This is a genomic window from Collinsella sp. LCP19S3_A7 (assembly GCF_052121995.1).
GTDB lineage: Bacteria > Actinomycetota > Coriobacteriia > Coriobacteriales > Coriobacteriaceae > Collinsella.
In genome coordinates this window covers 42224-58410 of sequence record NZ_JBQKDE010000002.1, presented here as the reverse complement: position 1 = coordinate 58410, position 16187 = coordinate 42224, and the positions used below count along the sequence as shown (strand labels likewise).

20 protein-coding genes and 1 tRNA gene are annotated in these 16187 nt (G+C 62.4%); 7 read left to right on the top strand and 14 right to left on the bottom strand.

Annotated elements, in window-relative coordinates; all coding sequences use genetic code 11:
• Nucleotides 1-469 precede the first annotated feature (469 nt).
• Nucleotides 470-1480: a tRNA glutamyl-Q(34) synthetase GluQRS gene (gene gluQRS, locus ACTQV3_RS01650; protein ID WP_441068723.1), complete on the top strand. Its 1011-nt coding sequence runs from the start codon at nucleotides 470-472 to the stop codon at nucleotides 1478-1480.
• A gap of 15 nt (nucleotides 1481-1495) precedes the next feature.
• Here the strand turns inward: gluQRS and ACTQV3_RS01645 are convergent, their stop codons facing one another.
• Complete coding sequence (locus tag ACTQV3_RS01645; RefSeq protein WP_441068725.1) at nucleotides 1496-2221, bottom strand: metallophosphoesterase; 726 nt, start codon at nucleotides 2219-2221, stop codon at nucleotides 1496-1498.
• Between the two features lie 85 nt (nucleotides 2222-2306).
• Nucleotides 2307-2546 carry a hypothetical protein gene (locus tag ACTQV3_RS01640; protein WP_427748078.1) on the bottom strand — a complete coding sequence of 80 codons (240 nt, stop codon included), beginning with the start codon at nucleotides 2544-2546 and terminating at the stop codon, nucleotides 2307-2309.
• 554 nt (nucleotides 2547-3100) lie between these two features.
• On the opposite strand from ACTQV3_RS01640, the gene ACTQV3_RS01635 reads away from it, so the two are divergent.
• Genes ACTQV3_RS01635 through ACTQV3_RS01625 form a run of 3 tightly spaced genes read left to right on the top strand, consistent with a single transcriptional unit; the run spans nucleotide 3101 to nucleotide 5723 of the window.
• Nucleotides 3101-3643: a DUF4342 domain-containing protein gene (locus ACTQV3_RS01635; RefSeq protein ID WP_441068727.1), complete on the top strand. Its 543-nt coding sequence runs from the start codon at nucleotides 3101-3103 to the stop codon at nucleotides 3641-3643.
• Between the two features lie 18 nt (nucleotides 3644-3661).
• Nucleotides 3662-4447, top strand: a complete 786-nt coding sequence (locus ACTQV3_RS01630; RefSeq protein WP_441068729.1) for a response regulator transcription factor — start codon at nucleotides 3662-3664, stop codon at nucleotides 4445-4447.
• A complete protein-coding gene (locus tag ACTQV3_RS01625) occupies nucleotides 4431-5723 on the top strand; it encodes a sensor histidine kinase (protein ID WP_441535996.1) in 1293 nt (430 codons plus the stop codon). Before ACTQV3_RS01630 ends, ACTQV3_RS01625 begins: the two co-directional genes overlap by 17 nt.
• Nucleotides 5724-6017: 294 nt before the next feature.
• On the opposite strand, the gene ACTQV3_RS01620 is transcribed toward ACTQV3_RS01625, so the two are convergent.
• Together ACTQV3_RS01620 and ACTQV3_RS01615 are read right to left on the bottom strand one after the other, a co-directional pair.
• Entirely contained in the window at nucleotides 6018-6392 is a 375-nt protein-coding gene (locus tag ACTQV3_RS01620) for a VOC family protein (RefSeq protein WP_427718886.1), read from the bottom strand.
• Between the two features lie 11 nt (nucleotides 6393-6403).
• Nucleotides 6404-6691, bottom strand: a complete 288-nt coding sequence (locus ACTQV3_RS01615; RefSeq protein ID WP_055252380.1) for a PTS sugar transporter subunit IIB — start codon at nucleotides 6689-6691, stop codon at nucleotides 6404-6406.
• 163 nt (nucleotides 6692-6854) lie between these two features.
• Between ACTQV3_RS01615 and ACTQV3_RS01610 the strand changes: the two genes are divergently transcribed.
• Together ACTQV3_RS01610 and ACTQV3_RS01605 are read left to right on the top strand one after the other, a co-directional pair.
• Complete coding sequence (locus ACTQV3_RS01610; RefSeq protein WP_154515083.1) at nucleotides 6855-7478, top strand: hypothetical protein; 624 nt, start codon at nucleotides 6855-6857, stop codon at nucleotides 7476-7478.
• Between the two features lie 31 nt (nucleotides 7479-7509).
• Nucleotides 7510-7594, top strand: a tRNA-Leu gene (locus ACTQV3_RS01605).
• 149 nt (nucleotides 7595-7743) lie between these two features.
• Here the strand turns inward: ACTQV3_RS01605 and ACTQV3_RS01600 are convergent.
• The 5 genes from ACTQV3_RS01600 to larC all read right to left on the bottom strand — a co-directional run bounded on the left by ACTQV3_RS01600 (nucleotide 7744) and on the right by larC (nucleotide 11651).
• Nucleotides 7744-8745, bottom strand: coding sequence for a Ppx/GppA phosphatase family protein (locus tag ACTQV3_RS01600; protein ID WP_441535995.1), 1002 nt, complete (start codon nucleotides 8743-8745; stop codon nucleotides 7744-7746).
• 19 nt (nucleotides 8746-8764) lie between these two features.
• Entirely contained in the window at nucleotides 8765-9526 is a 762-nt protein-coding gene (locus ACTQV3_RS01595; protein ID WP_441040906.1) for a hypothetical protein, read from the bottom strand.
• A gap of 168 nt (nucleotides 9527-9694) precedes the next feature.
• Nucleotides 9695-10555 (bottom strand): nucleoside triphosphate pyrophosphohydrolase, encoded by an 861-nt coding sequence (gene mazG / locus ACTQV3_RS01590; RefSeq protein WP_427795453.1) that lies wholly within the window; start codon nucleotides 10553-10555, stop codon nucleotides 9695-9697.
• 2 nt (nucleotides 10556-10557) lie between these two features.
• Complete coding sequence (gene yfcE / locus ACTQV3_RS01585) at nucleotides 10558-11106, bottom strand: phosphodiesterase (protein ID WP_427728491.1); 549 nt, start codon at nucleotides 11104-11106, stop codon at nucleotides 10558-10560.
• Nucleotides 11107-11165: 59 nt separating this feature from the next.
• Nucleotides 11166-11651, bottom strand: a complete 486-nt coding sequence (gene larC, locus ACTQV3_RS01580) for a nickel insertion protein (protein ID WP_441054196.1) — start codon at nucleotides 11649-11651, stop codon at nucleotides 11166-11168.
• Between the two features lie 338 nt (nucleotides 11652-11989).
• Between larC and ACTQV3_RS01575 the strand changes: the two genes are divergently transcribed.
• Nucleotides 11990-12901, top strand: coding sequence for a hypothetical protein (locus ACTQV3_RS01575; protein ID WP_427795452.1), 912 nt, complete (start codon nucleotides 11990-11992; stop codon nucleotides 12899-12901).
• A gap of 110 nt (nucleotides 12902-13011) precedes the next feature.
• Here ACTQV3_RS01575 and hisE read toward each other — a convergent pair whose 3' ends face one another.
• The 5 genes from hisE to hisH form a co-directional block, all read right to left on the bottom strand.
• A complete protein-coding gene (gene hisE, locus ACTQV3_RS01570; RefSeq protein WP_006235893.1) occupies nucleotides 13012-13329 on the bottom strand; it encodes a phosphoribosyl-ATP diphosphatase in 318 nt (105 codons plus the stop codon).
• Nucleotides 13330-13375: 46 nt separating this feature from the next.
• Nucleotides 13376-13705, bottom strand: a complete 330-nt coding sequence (gene hisI, locus ACTQV3_RS01565) for a phosphoribosyl-AMP cyclohydrolase (RefSeq protein ID WP_154515095.1) — start codon at nucleotides 13703-13705, stop codon at nucleotides 13376-13378.
• Nucleotides 13706-13847: 142 nt separating this feature from the next.
• The gene (hisF, locus tag ACTQV3_RS01560) at nucleotides 13848-14630 is read right to left on the bottom strand and encodes an imidazole glycerol phosphate synthase subunit HisF (protein ID WP_117769949.1); all 783 of its coding nucleotides are present in this window, start codon (nucleotides 14628-14630) and stop codon (nucleotides 13848-13850) included.
• 3 nt (nucleotides 14631-14633) lie between these two features.
• The gene (locus tag ACTQV3_RS01555) at nucleotides 14634-15377 is read right to left on the bottom strand and encodes a HisA/HisF-related TIM barrel protein (RefSeq protein WP_441535994.1); all 744 of its coding nucleotides are present in this window, start codon (nucleotides 15375-15377) and stop codon (nucleotides 14634-14636) included.
• Nucleotides 15374-16075, bottom strand: a complete 702-nt coding sequence (gene hisH / locus ACTQV3_RS01550; RefSeq protein ID WP_370450549.1) for an imidazole glycerol phosphate synthase subunit HisH — start codon at nucleotides 16073-16075, stop codon at nucleotides 15374-15376. The genes ACTQV3_RS01555 and hisH overlap by 4 nt, the downstream gene beginning before the upstream one ends.
• Between the last annotated feature and the right edge of the window lie 112 nt (nucleotides 16076-16187).

Genomic DNA, 16187 nt, shown 5'->3' with positions numbered 1-16187 from the left:
ACATGACGAACATCTAGGCGACCGGAGCGCCAAACGGGATGAAAGTCATGCCTGCCGCCAGCAGCTAATCATTGGGTAGTCATTGGGGACGTTCTTAAATGACTAGTCATGAGGGACACCCTTGGCATGGCCCGCGCCAGCAATAGATACCACTTCACAGCTCCGTCACAGGTGTAGCAGCTTTGTGTGGGCGCGGCACGCGCTGATTGAGCCGCCAGCCGAGGGGCATAAAGCAGTTGAGCGAAACTGGTTTGCCCCTTTGCCGTTCGCTCGAGGATCATGTCCCCCTTTTCCGCGGAAACCCCGGCAGTTGCGAAGAGCTGCCGGGGTTTCTGTTGTCTAAGGTACTGAGTTGATCGACAGGAATCAAAGCACCGAGCCTGCGGCCCACCATACGCAATGCGGGGCCTCGACAACTTGCGGACCACAGTGACGCCTCCCCATCGCGCCCCGCGCTATACTCGTCCGCATGGATATCAACGCACGCAACATAGCAACACCCGCCGCGAACGCGCCAACAACGCCGCCCGCCTCCGTTCCCGTACCTGTCGTAGGCCGTTTTGCCCCGTCGCCCTCGGGCCGCATGCACCTGGGCAACGTGTTCAGCTGCCTGTGCTCGTGGCTTTCGGCCCGCAGCCAAGGCGGCAGCATCGTGTTACGCATTGAGGATCTGGACGATCGCTGCAAGCGCCCGGAACTTGCCGCTCAATTGATTGACGACCTGGCCTGGCTAGGGCTTGAGTGGGACGAAGGCCCCTACTACCAGCACGATCGTCTGGACCTGTACGAAAGCGCCTTGCGCCGGCTGAATGACGCCGACCTCACCTATCCCTGCTTTTGTACGCGTGCCGAACTCCACGCCGCGAGCGCGCCGCATGCCAGCGACGGCACGCCCATCTACCGCGGCGCCTGTCGAGGCCTTTCTGCCGAGGAGGTTGCCCGCCGCAGTGCCCTGCGCGCTCCCGCCACGCGCCTGCGCGTGCCCGCCGTCGACGACCTCGCCGGCGACGTGATCGAATTCGTTGACCGCACGTACGGAGCCCAATGCGAGGCACTCGCCACCGAGTGCGGTGACTTTTTGGTGCGCCGCAGCGACGGCGTTTTTGCCTACCAGCTAGCCGTGGTGGTCGACGACGCTGCCATGGGCGTCACCGAGGTCGTGCGCGGATGCGACCTGCTGGGCTCTACGCCCCGCCAAATCTATCTGCAGCATCTGCTGGGACTTCCCACGCCGCACTACGCGCACATTCCGCTGCTCATGTCGCCGGACGGCCGCCGCCTTTCCAAGCGCGACCGCGATCTGGACCTGGGCGAGCTACGCGCACGCTTTGGCACGCCCGAGGCACTGCTGGGATGGCTCGCCGGGCAAACGGGCATCGCGCCGGACACCACGCCGCGCTCTGCCGAGCAGTTGGTCGAGCACTTTAGCTGGAATGTCATCCGCACGCACCGCGAGAACATCACTGTAACGGCCGAGTAGCCAAATACCTCGCCCCTACGCAACGTCCCAGGGCTGGAGTTCGTCGCCCAAGCGAACGATGCAGTCGTAGAGCACGGTATGGCGCTCGGCAGGGTTGGCATCCCGATGAAAATGCCCGTAGTACCAACGCTTGTAATCCAAGCGGTCTTCCAGCTCATCGAAAAATGCCGTAAGCCGATCAACGGCGGGGTAATTCCAGCCAGGCGCAGGATAGAGCGTGGGCGAAAGCATGCGCGTAGAGCAGGTGTGGGTGACCACGTAGTCAACCTTCCAGCCCACGCTGTCGAGCTTTGTCCGCGCCTCCTCAAAGTTGCGCTCGTCCGGCAGCTCCTGTGGCCACCAGCTGGAATAGGGAATGCGGTATTCCTTATCCACGCTCGTAGCGCCGCCCATGGTAAAGATCGTTGAGCCGTCGAGCTCAAAAACCTCGCCGCGCGTCAGGCGCCGTATGGGAGAGGTATCCGACAGGCGTTGCGTTAGCCCACCGTGCCACAGCTCCATGGGACGCTCCGCCCAGTGATCGAAACGCTCGTGGTTGCCGTCGACGAACAGCACGGTATAGGGACGCGATTCCAGCCAGGCGATGTCGATGCATTCCTCGGCAGAGAAATCCCACGGAAAGCCAAAGTCGCCCGCGACAATCAGATGGTCGTCGCTCGTCAGACTATCCCCAAGATCCCAGTCGCGCAGCTTTTGCATGTCGAGGCCGCCGTGAATATCGCCCGTCACATAGACCGTCATCGGATCACCGCTTCCCTGTAAGTCGCTAGACCGCATTCTGCACGATCACTAAGCCAACCGTTCCAGCCCTTCCATCCCTTAGGGCTTACCCCTCGTTCTTCCATCCAAACGGATCAAGCACCCAAAAAATCAGATCGAGCACGCCGCCGGTCATCATAGCGCCGGCAAGGGCCATGCAAACGCGCAGAGAACCGGCACTTCGGAGCACGTCGAATGGTCCCAGAACAGCCAACAGCGCGACCGCTGCGCCGACCACGCACAGCGCGAGGCACGGCCCCGCGTCCTTGACGCACTTCTTTGCGAGATGCTTGGTGTTATCACTCATCAATATCGGACTCCTTAGAGGGCCGTTGTTTGGGTACATGCCGCCGCGGCAGAACAGGGCGGCAGGGTAAGTGTCACATGCCGTGCGGACATCAATGGAGAAACCACCTGATCGACCAACCCTTAACGCCGTTTTGCACCGGCACCCCATCCCCCGCTATCGAGGTCTAATACTTTTCCGCGAAGTGAACGTCTGTTTTAGGACCCCTGAAGCATCCACATTTTTCGTCGGCAAAATCGCAGGATTCCAGCACCGAAACCCCAGGAAACGGCACCTCTAAAGTGTCGATGCTTCGGGGGTCAGTTTTAGCTCGTTCACTTCTCGGAAAAGTATTAGACCTCGCTGCTAGCTACCCAGAAGGGCACCTCTTCCTTCCCCACAGCACCCAAAAACTCATCCAACATTAATCTTGGCTCAAGAATCGCTTAATCTATAACCTGCACTATAAAGTTCGACCAAGGGCGGGGCGGCGCCGCGCAACGCAGATCGCGAACGCAACGCTCGCGCCCGGGCAGATCGCCCGACGTCGCGCCCATCGAACGAAAGGACAGGTCATGGACGACCTCGAAAAAGTTGAAACCATCCGCACCAAGTGCAACGTGAGCTACACCGATGCCAAGGCCGCGCTCGACGCCGCCGATGGCAACGTTTTGGACGCCATCATTTGGCTCGAGTCGCAAGGCAAGACCCAGGCCACATCGGCGCATGCCGCCACCGAATCCGAGCCGGTCGATGAACCCTCGGCCGAGATGGTCGCCGCGCAGGCAGCCTACGAGAAGTCGAGCGAAAAGACTGACTTTTCCAAGAAGATGGACAGCGTGTGGGAGTACCTCAAAAAGCTCTTCCGCCTGAGCCTGGACACCAAGTTTATCGCCACGCGCCGCGACGCCATCATCCTCAACATTCCCATTCTGATCCCCATCGTCGCCCTGTTTGCCTGGGGCGCCACGATATGGCTCATGCTGATTGGCCTGTTCTTTGGCATGCGCTACCGCATCGATAGCGACGGCGACGTGCCCGGCAGCATCAACAACCTTATGAATCACGCCGCCGACGCCGCGGACGACATCAAGCAAAACCTGAACGACGACAAGTAATCGCAGACGGGGACACACATGGCACGGATTCTGATCGTAGAGGACGAGGAGAAAATCGCCCGCTTTGTGACGCTCGAGCTGGAGCACGAGGGCTACCAGGTGGAGCACGCCGCCGACGGCCGCACCGCCGTGGACCTGGCGCTGGAGCACGACTACGATCTGATTCTGCTCGATGTGCTGTTGCCGCAGCTCAACGGCATGGAGGTCTTGCGGCGTGTCCGCAAGCACAAGGATGTGCCGGTGATTATGGTCACCGCGCGCGATGCCGTGATGGACAAGGTGGCCGGGCTCGATGCCGGTGCCGACGATTACCTGACCAAGCCGTTTGCGATTGAGGAGCTGTTCGCACGGATTCGCGTGGCGCTGAAGCGCGCGGAGGCCGTGCGGGCGGCTTCGGGCGTTGGCGGCGCCGGCGCTGGGGCGGGCATGGCGGGCGGCGCGGGCGGCGACGCCGCTGCGGTGCCCCCGGTCAGTGAGTCGACCAAGGCTTCCGTCGCGCCCTCCCCCGCCGCGCTCACCGTGGGTTCGGTCGTGCTCGACCCCGACCGCCGCGAAGTCACGGTCGGCGGCTCGCCCATCGCGCTCACGGCCCGCGAGTTCGACGTTCTCGCCCTGCTTATGACACATGCCGAAACCGTGCTCACACGCGAGCGCATCGCGCACGAGGCGCTGGGCTACGAATACGTGGGCGACACCAACAACGTCGACGTGCACATCGCGCACCTGCGTGCCAAGATCGAGGACGCCGGCGGCGCCCGCATCATCCAGACCGTGCGCGGGGTGGGCTATGTCTGCCGTGCGTAACGCCGAGGCCAAGCGTGTCACCTCCATCGCCCGCGCCATCAACTGGAGCTATATATGGCGCCGCCTGATGAGCTACGTCTGGCTCGATCTGCTGCTGATGGTGATTGCAGCGGCGATCCTCGTCTATGGATACAACCAGACGCTGCCCGAAGGCGCGTTTACCGCAGGATGGATCCCCAGCGCCGCCGTTCACGGCATGTCGCTGAAGCCCGCGCGCGACTGGGACCTGACAACGCTCACCTATACCGTCGAACTTGCTACCACCAAGACTTTCCCTCTCGCGCAGGACCTCGTCGCGCTATGGCCTCTCTACCTTGTCGTTGTGGGTTGGCAGGTCATCAGCGTGCTCAACATGCTCGGCGGCGCAAGGCACGTGCGTCGCACCATGGCACCGCTCAACGACTTGGCCCTGCGCGTGGACGAACTCGGCCGCATGCAACTCTCCGGCGGCAAGATGGAAACACTGGAGCAGGCCATCGAGCGCGCGAGTGTCGACTCGCCGAGCGTCACCACCGGCGACGCCGACCTGGCAAGCATCGAGGTCGCGCTCAACCGGCTGCTGCGCCAGATGCAAGAGGCCAAGCTGCAGCAGATGCGCTTTGTCAACGATGCAAGCCACGAGCTGCGCACGCCCATCGCGGTGATTCAGGGCTACGTAAACATGCTCGACCGCTGGGGCAAAGACGACCCGGACGTGCTGGCGGAATCCATCGCGTCCCTCAAGGCCGAAAGCGAGCATATGCAGGAGCTCGTGGAGCAGCTGCTGTTTTTGGCACGCGGCGATGCCGGGCGCACGGTCCTGCGGCGTGCGCATACCAACCTGGCCGCACTGGTCGGCGAGGTGTGCGAGGAATCGCAGATGATCGACGCCGCGCACACGTATCGGCTGGCTTTTGACACTGCATTTGCCAACGATCCGCGCTGCGACGCACCTGTCGACGTGGCGCTTGTGAAGCAGGCTCTGCGCGTGATCGTGCAGAACGCCGCCAAGTATTCGAACGCGGGAACGACCGTCACGTTTGCCATAACTCCCGATACGGGCACGGGCGCGATCGACATAAGTGTTGAGGACGAGGGTATCGGTATGAACCAGGAGTCCGCAGCTCACGCATTTGAACGGTTCTACCGCGCCGACAACGCACGCGATGCCGGCGCGCAGGGCTCGGGCCTGGGGCTTGCCATTGCTAAGTGGATTGTCGATAGCCATGGCGGCGCCATTGGCGTGACCTCGGTCGAGGGCGTCGGTAGCCGCTTTACGATTCGCCTGCCACGGTAGGAAGCCCCCTCGTGAATCGAGGTCTAATACTTTTCCAGAGAAGTGAACGAGCGTATTTGGACCCCTGAAGCATCCACATTTTTCGACGGGATAATCGCAGGATTCCAGCATCAAAACCGCAGGAAACGGTACCCTCAAAGTGTCGATGCTTCGGGGGTCCAATTCTGCTCGTTCACTTCTCGGGAAAAGTATTAGACCCCGATTTCATGTCCCCTCAAAAGGTCGACCCCTCGGCATAAAAAAGGGATAGGGCCATGCGGCCCTATCCCTTTTTTCGTTATAGCAGCTTGTGCGCTACTCGCGACACAGGTGCACGGCGAAGCCGGCGAACTCGCGCTTAAAGTACACAAGCTTGGTGCCGCCGTCGGGCAGCAGCACGCGCGACTCCTCGTTGACCTCGAGCCCGTGCTCGGCAAACCACTTCTCGGCAGCATCGATGTCGTTGACGGCAAAGCCTATGTGGCCCTTGGCGCCACGACCGTTCTGCTTCATGATCTCGACCAGCGAGTCGTTAAAGTACGAAATCGGGGTCTCGCTGACGGGCAGGCCCATCATCGTCGAGAACAGCTCCGCGATCTCCAGGGCGTCTGCCGGGTCGGTGGCGTTAATGCCCACATGGGCAACGCGCATGCCAAAGAGCTCGACCGGGTTGGCGTTCTGCTCGTTCATACAGGCAGCGTCTACTGAGCCATGACGTCGAGAACGGCCTTCTCGGCAGCGACGCGGTTCATGCCGGTCATAAAGGGCACGCCGCTCACGTACGGGCAGGTGAGGCCCTCGGGGGCAACGGTGGTGGCGATCAGCAGGTCGGCGCCCTCGTCGCAAGCGTCCTTGGCCTCGGAAATGGCGCACTGCACGATCTCATACTTGCCGGCGTAACCGTTGGCGTCGAGCATGGTGGCGACCTTCTGGGCAACGAGCGTGGAAGTAGCAGCGCCAGCACCGCAAGCCAAAACGATCTTCTTCATAGGTAATGTCTCCCTTCATGGTTTACTTTAGGTAAGTGTACCGCAGCGAGCGATGGCGCTCGGCCTCGATGCACTTTTGTGCCAGTTTGCTTGCACGCTGCGTATAATACATCTAGTACGTTTTGTCATACCGCTTGTTTTACGAGCGACCGAGGAGCTCAATATGCCCGATTCCCGCACACTCTGGACCGTCGTCGTTGTCATCTGTATCGTCGTGTCGCTGCTCTTTAGCATCAAAAAACGCACCACGTTTAAACGCCTGCAGCGGCTCATGGCCGCCAAACAGTGGGACGAGTTCGATCGTTTGCTCGACGGCAAACTCACCAGCATGCTGTACCCGCGCTACAACCGCGACTACCTGCGCCTGAACTCCTATCTGCTGCGCGAGGACCACGAGCGCGCCGACGAGATGTTTGACCTGCTGCTGGGGCTCAACCTGCCCAAGATGCAGCGCGTCGATCTGGTGATCAAGGCCTTTAACTACTACGTTGGCCAGGAGGACCGCAAAAAGTCCAAGGAGCTGCTGCACGAGATCAAGGGCTTTGAGGGTGGCCAAGCCGAGGCAGTCGCGCACGAATGCCAGCTGATGTACGACACGATGATCCTCAAGCGCCACAACGACATTCCCGAGCTGGAGCGCATGCTCGAGGATGTCGGCAACGACCCGGTCAAGCGCTGCCGACTGGAGTACCTGCTGGCCCTGCAGTACCAAAACAAGGGCGACGAGGCAAAGTTCCAAGAGTTCCTCGAGAAGTCGGGCCAACACTCGATGGCCGTCAACGCGTAACGGACGGCTTGTGCTAGACTTCTAATCTTACGGGGGCGTGGCGGAATTGGCATACGCAGGAGACTTAAAATCTCTCGCCGCAAGGATTGTGGGTTCGAGTCCCACCGCCCCTACCACGTATTGTTTACGAGCCCGTGTCCCTTTGGAATGCGGGCTCGTTTCTTTTGGACACCGTCAAGCCTCTAAGTTGCGGTGGAATAGTTCCTGTTTTGGCAGTTTATCAGCCCATTTAGGAACTATTTCACCGCAACTTATGAGGGGATGGTTAAAGGACGCTGAGGCTGGGGGTCCAGGCGATGGTGGGGGTCGCGCCGTCGAGAACCTCGTTGATGGTGGCGGCCATTCCGGCGAGCAGACTGTTCTCGCTTACAGTGAGCGCGTCGTAGCCGCCGGCTCGCATGAGCTCGCGAATCACCACAGCACCAGCCAGGATCACGCCCGCACGCTTGGGTTGCACGCCTGGCAACGCGGCGATGCCCGCGACATCCAGCGAGGACATGCGCTCAATAGCGGCCGAAACCTGGTCCAGCGAAAGCTCGCGCAGGTGCACAAAACTCGAATCATACGGCTCCAGCTCGTGAACGAGCGCAACGAGCGTGGTGACGGTGCCACCCACCGCGACCAGGCGCTCGGCTCGCTCAAAGTCGATAGGCAAGCTCTTAAAGTAGCCCGCAAACTGCTCGTTTGCCCACGCGCCAGCGGCGGCAAGCTCGCTGCCCGTTGGCGGCAGCGCCGAGAAAAACCGCTCCGTCACGCGGCGACAGCCGATGTCCAGCGAACGCGTTCCCTCCAGCGCAAAGACCCCACGCTCCGGCGCATAGACGCCCGTCGCGAGCTCCGTGGATCCGCCACCCGAATCGGTAACAATGATGCGCTCGCCGGTAAAGTCGTGCGCCACGCCAAAAAACGTCAGGCGCGCCTCGACCTCGCCCGGAATCACCTGCGGCTCGAGCCCCAGCTCGCGCAGGCCGTCCAGCAGCAGCGCGGCATTGGACGCATCGCGCGCGGCGCTCGTGCACGTGGTGCAGATGCACGCGGCCCCAAAGGCACGGGCCTCGTCCACAAACATTCGGCACGCAGCGAGCACGCGCCCAACGGCTGCCTCGCAAAAGCGCCCCGTTGCGTCCACGCCCTCGCCCAAGTCGGTAATCTCGGTATGCTTGGACGATTCCACGATCGCCCCGTCCTCGACCTGGGCCAGCACCAGTCGCGACGACACCGTTCCCAGGTCAATCGCCGCCACCTTATATCGTTTGCAATTCGTCATTGCGGCCCCCCTCCGGGCGCTACTCGCCATTGGACACGACTGCCTGGCCCTCGACGCCGTTAAATCCAAACAGCATGTCGAGCGTCTGGATGTACCACGGCGCGTCCTTGCCGACCTCTTCGATTTCCTTGGCAACTTCGCTGGCCTTCTTGGCGTTCGACGACTTCTGGCTCGACGAGGTATCGGAATCGTCGTCCAGGCCCTGCACTTCAATCCTCTTCTCGCCGGGCATAACCAGACCCAGGTCCTCGGTCGCCGCGTCCTTAATGCCCTCCTCCGAGAGCAGCTTGTCGACGCTTTTTTGCAGGTCGTCATTATATTGCTCGCGAATCTCGACCTGCTTGGCCAAGATGTCGCTCGAGCGTTTTGCCACATACAGGTCGCGCACGGGGAAGTACAGGCTCACGAGCGCCAGGGCGACGACAATGCCAACAAACAGCCCTCGCTGGGGACCGTGGGTAAAATCATAGATTGCCTTGACCACCGCGTTATCGTTGGCGTAGTGCATAAAGTCCGAACCCGAAAGACGGCTTGAGGGACGGCGCGGCTTGTCGGACGCCTGGGTCGAAGGGCGCGACGCATGCTTGGAACGCGATGGGCGCACCGGACTGTCCGAGGAACTATTTGGCTGAGCATTGGGATGCGAAGTCGCCGGCGAGCTATACCTGGAGCGATCAGCGCCAGGATAACCAGACCCGCCAAGCTGCACCGAATGCGCACGGCGAGGTGACGGTTCGCGCGAACCGGCGGAATAGTGCCTGTTGTCGTAAATCTGATCCATGTGCGCCTTGTGCGGTTGAGGTTTGTTTGCGCTAAGTCCTTTAGTTATAGCACGCGGGCGGACCAGCCGGACGAGCCGTAGGACAAATCCATTACTCGAGCGCGCGTGGTCGCCAACGGGCAAGTCGACGGGACGCCGCCCTTACGCCCCGCCGACCAACACCGTGTCCTACTCCTCTGCCTTTGCGGCATCCCACAGGTCGTTGAGCCCGTGGGTCGAAAGCTCGGCAAGATCAACATGGGCATCGGCCGCCATCTGCTCCATTGCGGCCCAACGGCGGCGGAACTTTGCCGTGCTGGCACGAAGGGCGCTCTCGGCGTCGATGCCCTCCTTGCGCGCAACGTTGACCAGGGCAAAGAGCAGGTCGCCAAACTCCATCTCGCGCTCGGGCGAGCCGGGCTCCTCGGCCTCAAACTCGGCACGTTCCTCGGCGACCTCGTCCCACACATCTTGGACGGTCTCCCACTCAAAGCCCACGGCAGCCGCCTTGCGCGAAACCTTCTGAGCCTGCATCAGCGCCGGCAGATGCGTGGGCACGCCGTCGAGCAGGCCCTCGGGCGCAGCATCGCCCGCCGCCACGGCCTGGTCCTTGGCGGCCTTCTCGGCAAGCTTGACCTCGTCCCAAATCTTGAGCACCTCGTCGGAGTTGTCGGCATCCACATCGCCAAACACGTGCGGATGGCGGCGAATGAGCTTGGCGTCGATATCGCGCGCCACGTCGGCCAGCGTAAACTCGCCGGCGTCCGCCGCAATCTGTGCATGCAGCACGACTTGCATGAGCACATCGCCCAGCTCCTCGCGAAGATGGGCCGCGTCATCCGCCTCGATGCAGTCGAGCGCCTCGTAGGCCTCCTCGATCATGTTCTTGCCAATGCTCTGGTGCGTCTGCTCGCGGTCCCACGGGCAGCCGTCGGGCTGACGCAGGCGCCAGATAGTCTGTACCAGATGTTGTAACTCGGCCGATGCATCGACCAGCGTGGACAGGTCGCGCGAACCTTCGGCATTTTGCTGAGCCATGTGCTCGGCCATGGTTAGTCCTCCTCCATGATCACATGGCGGAACGCGCCGCCCTCGTAGATACCATAGCTGTGCGTGCCGTCCTTGGGGATGCTCACGCTGCCGGGATTGAAGAGCCACAGACCCGGGTGCGCGGTGCTTTCCTCGTTGACCTTGACGTGCGTGTGGCCGTAGACGAGCGCGGAGCCCTCGGGCAGCGCGGGCGCGTGGTCGACGCTGTTGTGCATGCCGGCGCCAAAGACGTGGCCGTGCGTCAGGAACAGCTCGCGGCCGACCTCGTCGAACAGTGCGGAGTAGTCGGCCATGACGGGAAAGTCGAGAACCATCTGGTCGACCTCGGCGTCGCAGTTGCCGCGCACCGCGATAATGCGGTCGGCCAGGGCGTTGAGCAGCGGAATCACGCGCTTGGGAGCGTAGTCGCGCGGCAGGTCGTTGCGCGGACCATGATAAAGCAGGTCGCCCAGCAGGACGATGCGGTCGGGCTGCTCGGCTTCGATGGCGGCGCAGAGGCGCTCGGTCCAATATGCCGAGCCGTGGATGTCAGAAGCGATGAGGTATTTCATGGAGGTCCTTTCGGGGTGGGGTTGACGTGGCCGGGCGCGGAATGTCGCCACCAGCCGCGTTATTCAAATCGCAGTGCCGCGCTCTGGGCCGCCTGCATCACGCGTTGGAGCGGCACATTGTGCTCACGGGCAAGGCGGGCGCAGTCTTCGTACTCGGGCGCCGCACGCTCACTGCCGTCGGGCAAGGTGGCCACCTTGACGGACACCTCGCCCCACGGCGTCGTTACGCGCTCAAAGTAGCGCGGCAGGCAAACGCGCTCCATAACCTGGCGGCGAATGCCATTGGTCGTGGTTTCCAAAAAGATGATCGTCTGCAGGCGCTCGATATCCTCGTGGGTGCAGATTACCTGCAACTGCCAGCCAGGACGGCCTTTCTTGCAATAGAGGGGCAGCCAGTGCACCTCGCGCGCGCCGGCCTCGCGCAGGCGGTCGGCGGCGTAGGCGAGCACCTCGGGCGACGCGTCGTCGATGTCGCACTCCAGCTTGACGATGGTTTCGGGCGCATCGGTCTCGCGGGACAGCGGAGATGTAGTTCCACGTTGCATACGGTCCGGCTCCTTTCCGCACGGGCTCGTTTTATTCACCCAAACGCTAGCACATCGCGAGCGGCGCAAGTGTGGCGGCGCGCGATGAGCGCGATTTTCCTTGTCTGCAAGAACCGACACTCCACCGCCTCGGCCAAACATGTACATCAGCCTCCAAACATGTCATTTTTTGTCGGTTTTGGAGGCTAAGGTACATGATTCGAAGCAAGGCCGATGTCGCGAGCCCGCCCTTATGCGCCGCCCGTCCTTTCCAGTCGATTTCGGCCCCCGGCGCGCACATCGCACTGGGGGCCGCGCCGTTACAATGGAGCAGATTCGCTTGACGTAAAGGAGCCGCCATGCCTGCTTGCCCGCTGGTCGATTGCCATACTCACACCTCGTTTTCGGACGGACACGCCTCGTTTGAAGACAACGTCCGCGCCGCTGCTGCGGCCGGTTGCCGCACCATGGTCTCGGCCGATCACCTTACCCTGCCTGCCAGCATGGATGCCACCTGCGAGGTACAGGTTGTCGAGGGCGACCTGCCGGCGCATCGTCTGGCTTTTGAGGATGCCCGCAAGCTTGCCGCGCAGATTGCGCCGGAGCTCGAGCTTGTCTATGGCTTTGAGTGCGATTGGTACGAAGGCTGCGAGCCTTTGGTTGAGCGCTGGTCCCGGGGCGCCGTCGTACGCCTGGGCAGCGTGCATTGGATTGGTAACCCGGGCAATATCATGGCAGGCGCTGCGGGCACGACGGGGACAGAGGGCGTCGCACGCCCCGATACGCCCGACTCACGCTGCGGCTGGATCGACGACGACACCAACCTGCACGTTTGGGAAAACTTAGGTGTGCGCGGCGTGTGGGAGTGCTATGTCGATGACTGGTGCCGCGCCTGCGAAAGCTCGCTCAATTTTGATGTGATGGCTCACCCCGACCTGGTCATGCGCTTTTCGAAGGAAGGCTTTGCGCCCGATTTTGACCCTGCACCGTTTTGGCAGCAGATGGCCGAGTGTGCGCACGATACGGGCCGCCGCGTTGAGGTCTCGACCGCCGCACCGCGCAAGGGGCTCGACGACTACTATCCCGCGACCGGCCTTTTGCGCTGCTTTGCCCATGCTGAGGCGCCCATTACCTTTGGCTCGGATGCGCACCGCGCCTGTGATATTTGCTGGAATATCCGCGAGGCCCAAGCCCATGCCTACGACTGCGGCTACCGAACCTTCGACATCCCCCACCCCACCGGCGAATGGGAGTCCATACCCCTCGCCTAGCCATCCCTTCATAAGTTGCGGTGAAATAGTTCCTGTTTATAGCCCCAAGACCGTCAAACAAGAACTATTCCACCGCAACTTCTATGGTCATCGGGGACGTTCTTTAACGACTAGTGGCGGCGGGCGTTGAGCTCGCCGGCCAGCTCGTCGAGGGTAATGCCGTAGCGCTCAAGCGTCACGAGCAGGTGGTAGACCAGGTCGCCAGCCTCGTAGCGAATGTGATCGTGGTCGTTATCCTTGCAGGCCATGATCACCTCACTCGCCTCCTCGGCAAGCTTCTTGAGCAGCTCGTCCTCCACATCGGTCAGCAGTCGAGCGGTATAGCTTTCCTGCGGCGACGCATCGCGACGACCGTGAATCACCTCGGCCAGCCCCGTTAGCGTCTCGCCGATATTTCCATCCTGAACATTTGCGGTACGCACACCCATGGTTCAATCCTTTCTGGTCGGCCAAGCGCCTGGTCGAGCGCCCGCCCTACGCGAGTTTCTTAAAGAAGCAGGTACGGTTGCCGGTATGGCAGGCCGGACCCGGCGAGTCGACCTTGACCAGCAGCGTATCGCTATCGCAGTCGGCCCAGAGTTCACGAACCTCCTGCATGTTGCCACTCGTCGCGCCCTTGTTCCAGAGCTCCTGGCGACTGCGGCTCCAGAACCACGTGGTGCCGGTCTTGAGCGTCAGCCCCACCGACTCCTCGTTCATCCAGGCAACCATGAGCACCTCGCCGGTGTCATACTGCTGAACCACACAAGGAATCAGCCCGCGGGCGTCGTACGCAAGCTTTGAAGGATCGGTTATCTCTTCCATTTCTCTCCCCAAATTCAAACTTCGCAGGTCGGCGAGGGTTGTCCAGGTGCCCGAGATTCCGAGCGACAAGCCCGACGACGCGTACTTAAGTACGCGAGGAGGGTTGGAGCCGGAAGGTCGGGTACCTGGGCAAGCCGCAGCGCTAGAAGTCCAACCTGACAGGGATGCCTTGAGAGGCCATATACTCCTTCACCTGGCGAATGCTGAAGGTTCCAAAGTGAAAGACGCTCGCCGCCAGCACGGCGTCGGCCTCGCCCTCGATCACGCCCTCGGCAAAATGCTCGAGCGTGCCCACGCCGCCGCTCGCGATGACGGGGATTGGCACCGCGCGGGCCACGGCGCGGGTGAGCGCCAAATCAAAACCGGCCTTGGTGCCGTCGCGGTCCATGCTGGTAAGCAAGATCTCGCCGGCACCGCGACGAGCCGCCTCCTCGGCCCACGCCACCGCGTCGATGCCCGTGGCGTTGCGACCGCCCGCCGTGAAGACTTCCCACTTGTCGGCACCGGATGCGCCGGGCAAACCGACGCGCTTGGCATCGATCGCCACGACCACGGCCTGGCTGCCAAACGCCGCGGCGGCCTGGCTAATCAGCGACGGATCGCGCACAGCCGCCGAGTTGAGCGACACCTTGTCGGCACCGGCGGCAACCATGGTGCGCATGCCCGCCAGGTCGCGAAAGCCGCCGCCCACGGTATAAGGAATGGCGAGCTCCTCGGCCGCATGCGCCGCCATCTCGATGGTCGTCGCACGGTTGTCGCTCGTGGCGGTAATGTCCAGGAAGACGACCTCGTCCGCACCCTCGCGGTCGTAGGCGCGGGCCAGTTCCACCGGATCGCCCGCATCGCGCAAGCTCACAAAGTTAACTCCCTTGACCACGCGGCCGTCCTTGACGTCCAGACAGGGAATTACGCGCTTGGTAAGCATGGGCTACTCCTCCCCTCGGGCGGCGGCCAGCGCCTGGGCCAGCGTAAAGTTGCCCTCGTAGAGCGCACGGCCGGTAATGGTGCCTTCAATCGCGCCCTCACCCACCGCGGCCAGTGCGCGGATATCGTCGAGCGTCGAGATGCCGCCCGAAGCCACGACGGGAAAGCCCGCGACCTCGGCCACATGGCGATACGCCGCCACATCGATACCCGTCTGCATGCCATCGCGCGCGATGTCGGTATACACCAGATGCTTAAAGCCCAGCTCGGAAAGCTGCGCGACGGCATCGTCGAGCGCCACGCCTGCGCCGTCTCGCCAGCCGTTCACCTTGACCTGACCGTCGCGCGCGGCGATGTCTGCCACCAGCAACTCGCCAAAGCCTTGGGCTGCCACTTCGGCAAAACCCGGCTCGGTCACCAGCACGGTGCCCAGCGCGATACGGCATGCGCCGTAGCCTGCCAACTCGTCGATGCGCGCAAGCGAGCGGACGCCGCCGCCCACGTCCACGGACAGACCGTCGACGCCGCAGATGGCCTTAATCGCCGCCGAGTTGGCAGCGCGTGCGCCCTCGTCCTCGCCAAAGGCAGCGGACAGGTCGACGACGTGCACCCAGCTCGCGCCCTGTTCGGCAAACGTGCGGGCAACGGCCACGGGATCGTCGGAATATACCTTGCAGCGGCTGCGGTCACCGCGCTCCAGGCGCACGACCTTGCCACCGATCAGATCGATTGCGGGAAACAGGATCATCGGCCAACCTCCTCGACGATGCTCACAAAGTTCTTAAGGATGCGCTGACCCAGCGCGGAGGATTTCTCGGGATGGAACTGGCAGCCCCACACGTTGCCATGGCGCACGATGCACGGGAAGCTCCGCGTATAGTGTGTGCACGCCAGCACATCGGCGGCATCGGCGTCGTCAGCCACCGCGTAGCTGTGGGTGAAGTACATGTTGGCACCCTCGGCAAAACCGGCAAGCAGCGGATCGGCCGCACCGGTGGGCGTCATGTGCACCTGGTCCCAGCCCACGTGCGGCACCTTCAGGCGGCTCGACTCCAAGCGCGTGCACGAACCGCGCATAATGCCCAGGCCATCGACCCAGGGACCGCCAGCCTGCTCGGGGGCGCTGCCGTCGGCGACCGCGCCCTCGTCCGCAGGCACGCCCTCGTTGCCGCGCTCAAAAAATAGCTGAAGGCCCAGGCAGATGCCGAACAGCGGGGTTCCGGCGGCGACGGCGTCGAACACGGCCGCCTCCTCGCCACTCTGGCGCATAAAGGCGATCGCGTCATAGAACGCACCCACGCCCGGGATGACCAGGCCGTCGGCGCGGCGGATCTGCTCCGGATCGTCCGACGTGCAGGCGGCGGCACCGGCGCGCACAAGCCCGCGCACGACGCTCGACAAGTTGCCCTTGTGGTAGTCGACCACCACGATCTTCGGTTCGCCCACGCGACCCTCCTTTTTCCCATTCAAAACCTGCCAAAAAGGGACAGGTTTATTTTGGTCGGTTAAACGTTCACCCACCGTATGAGACAGCATTTCCGCAGATAAAACCTGCCAA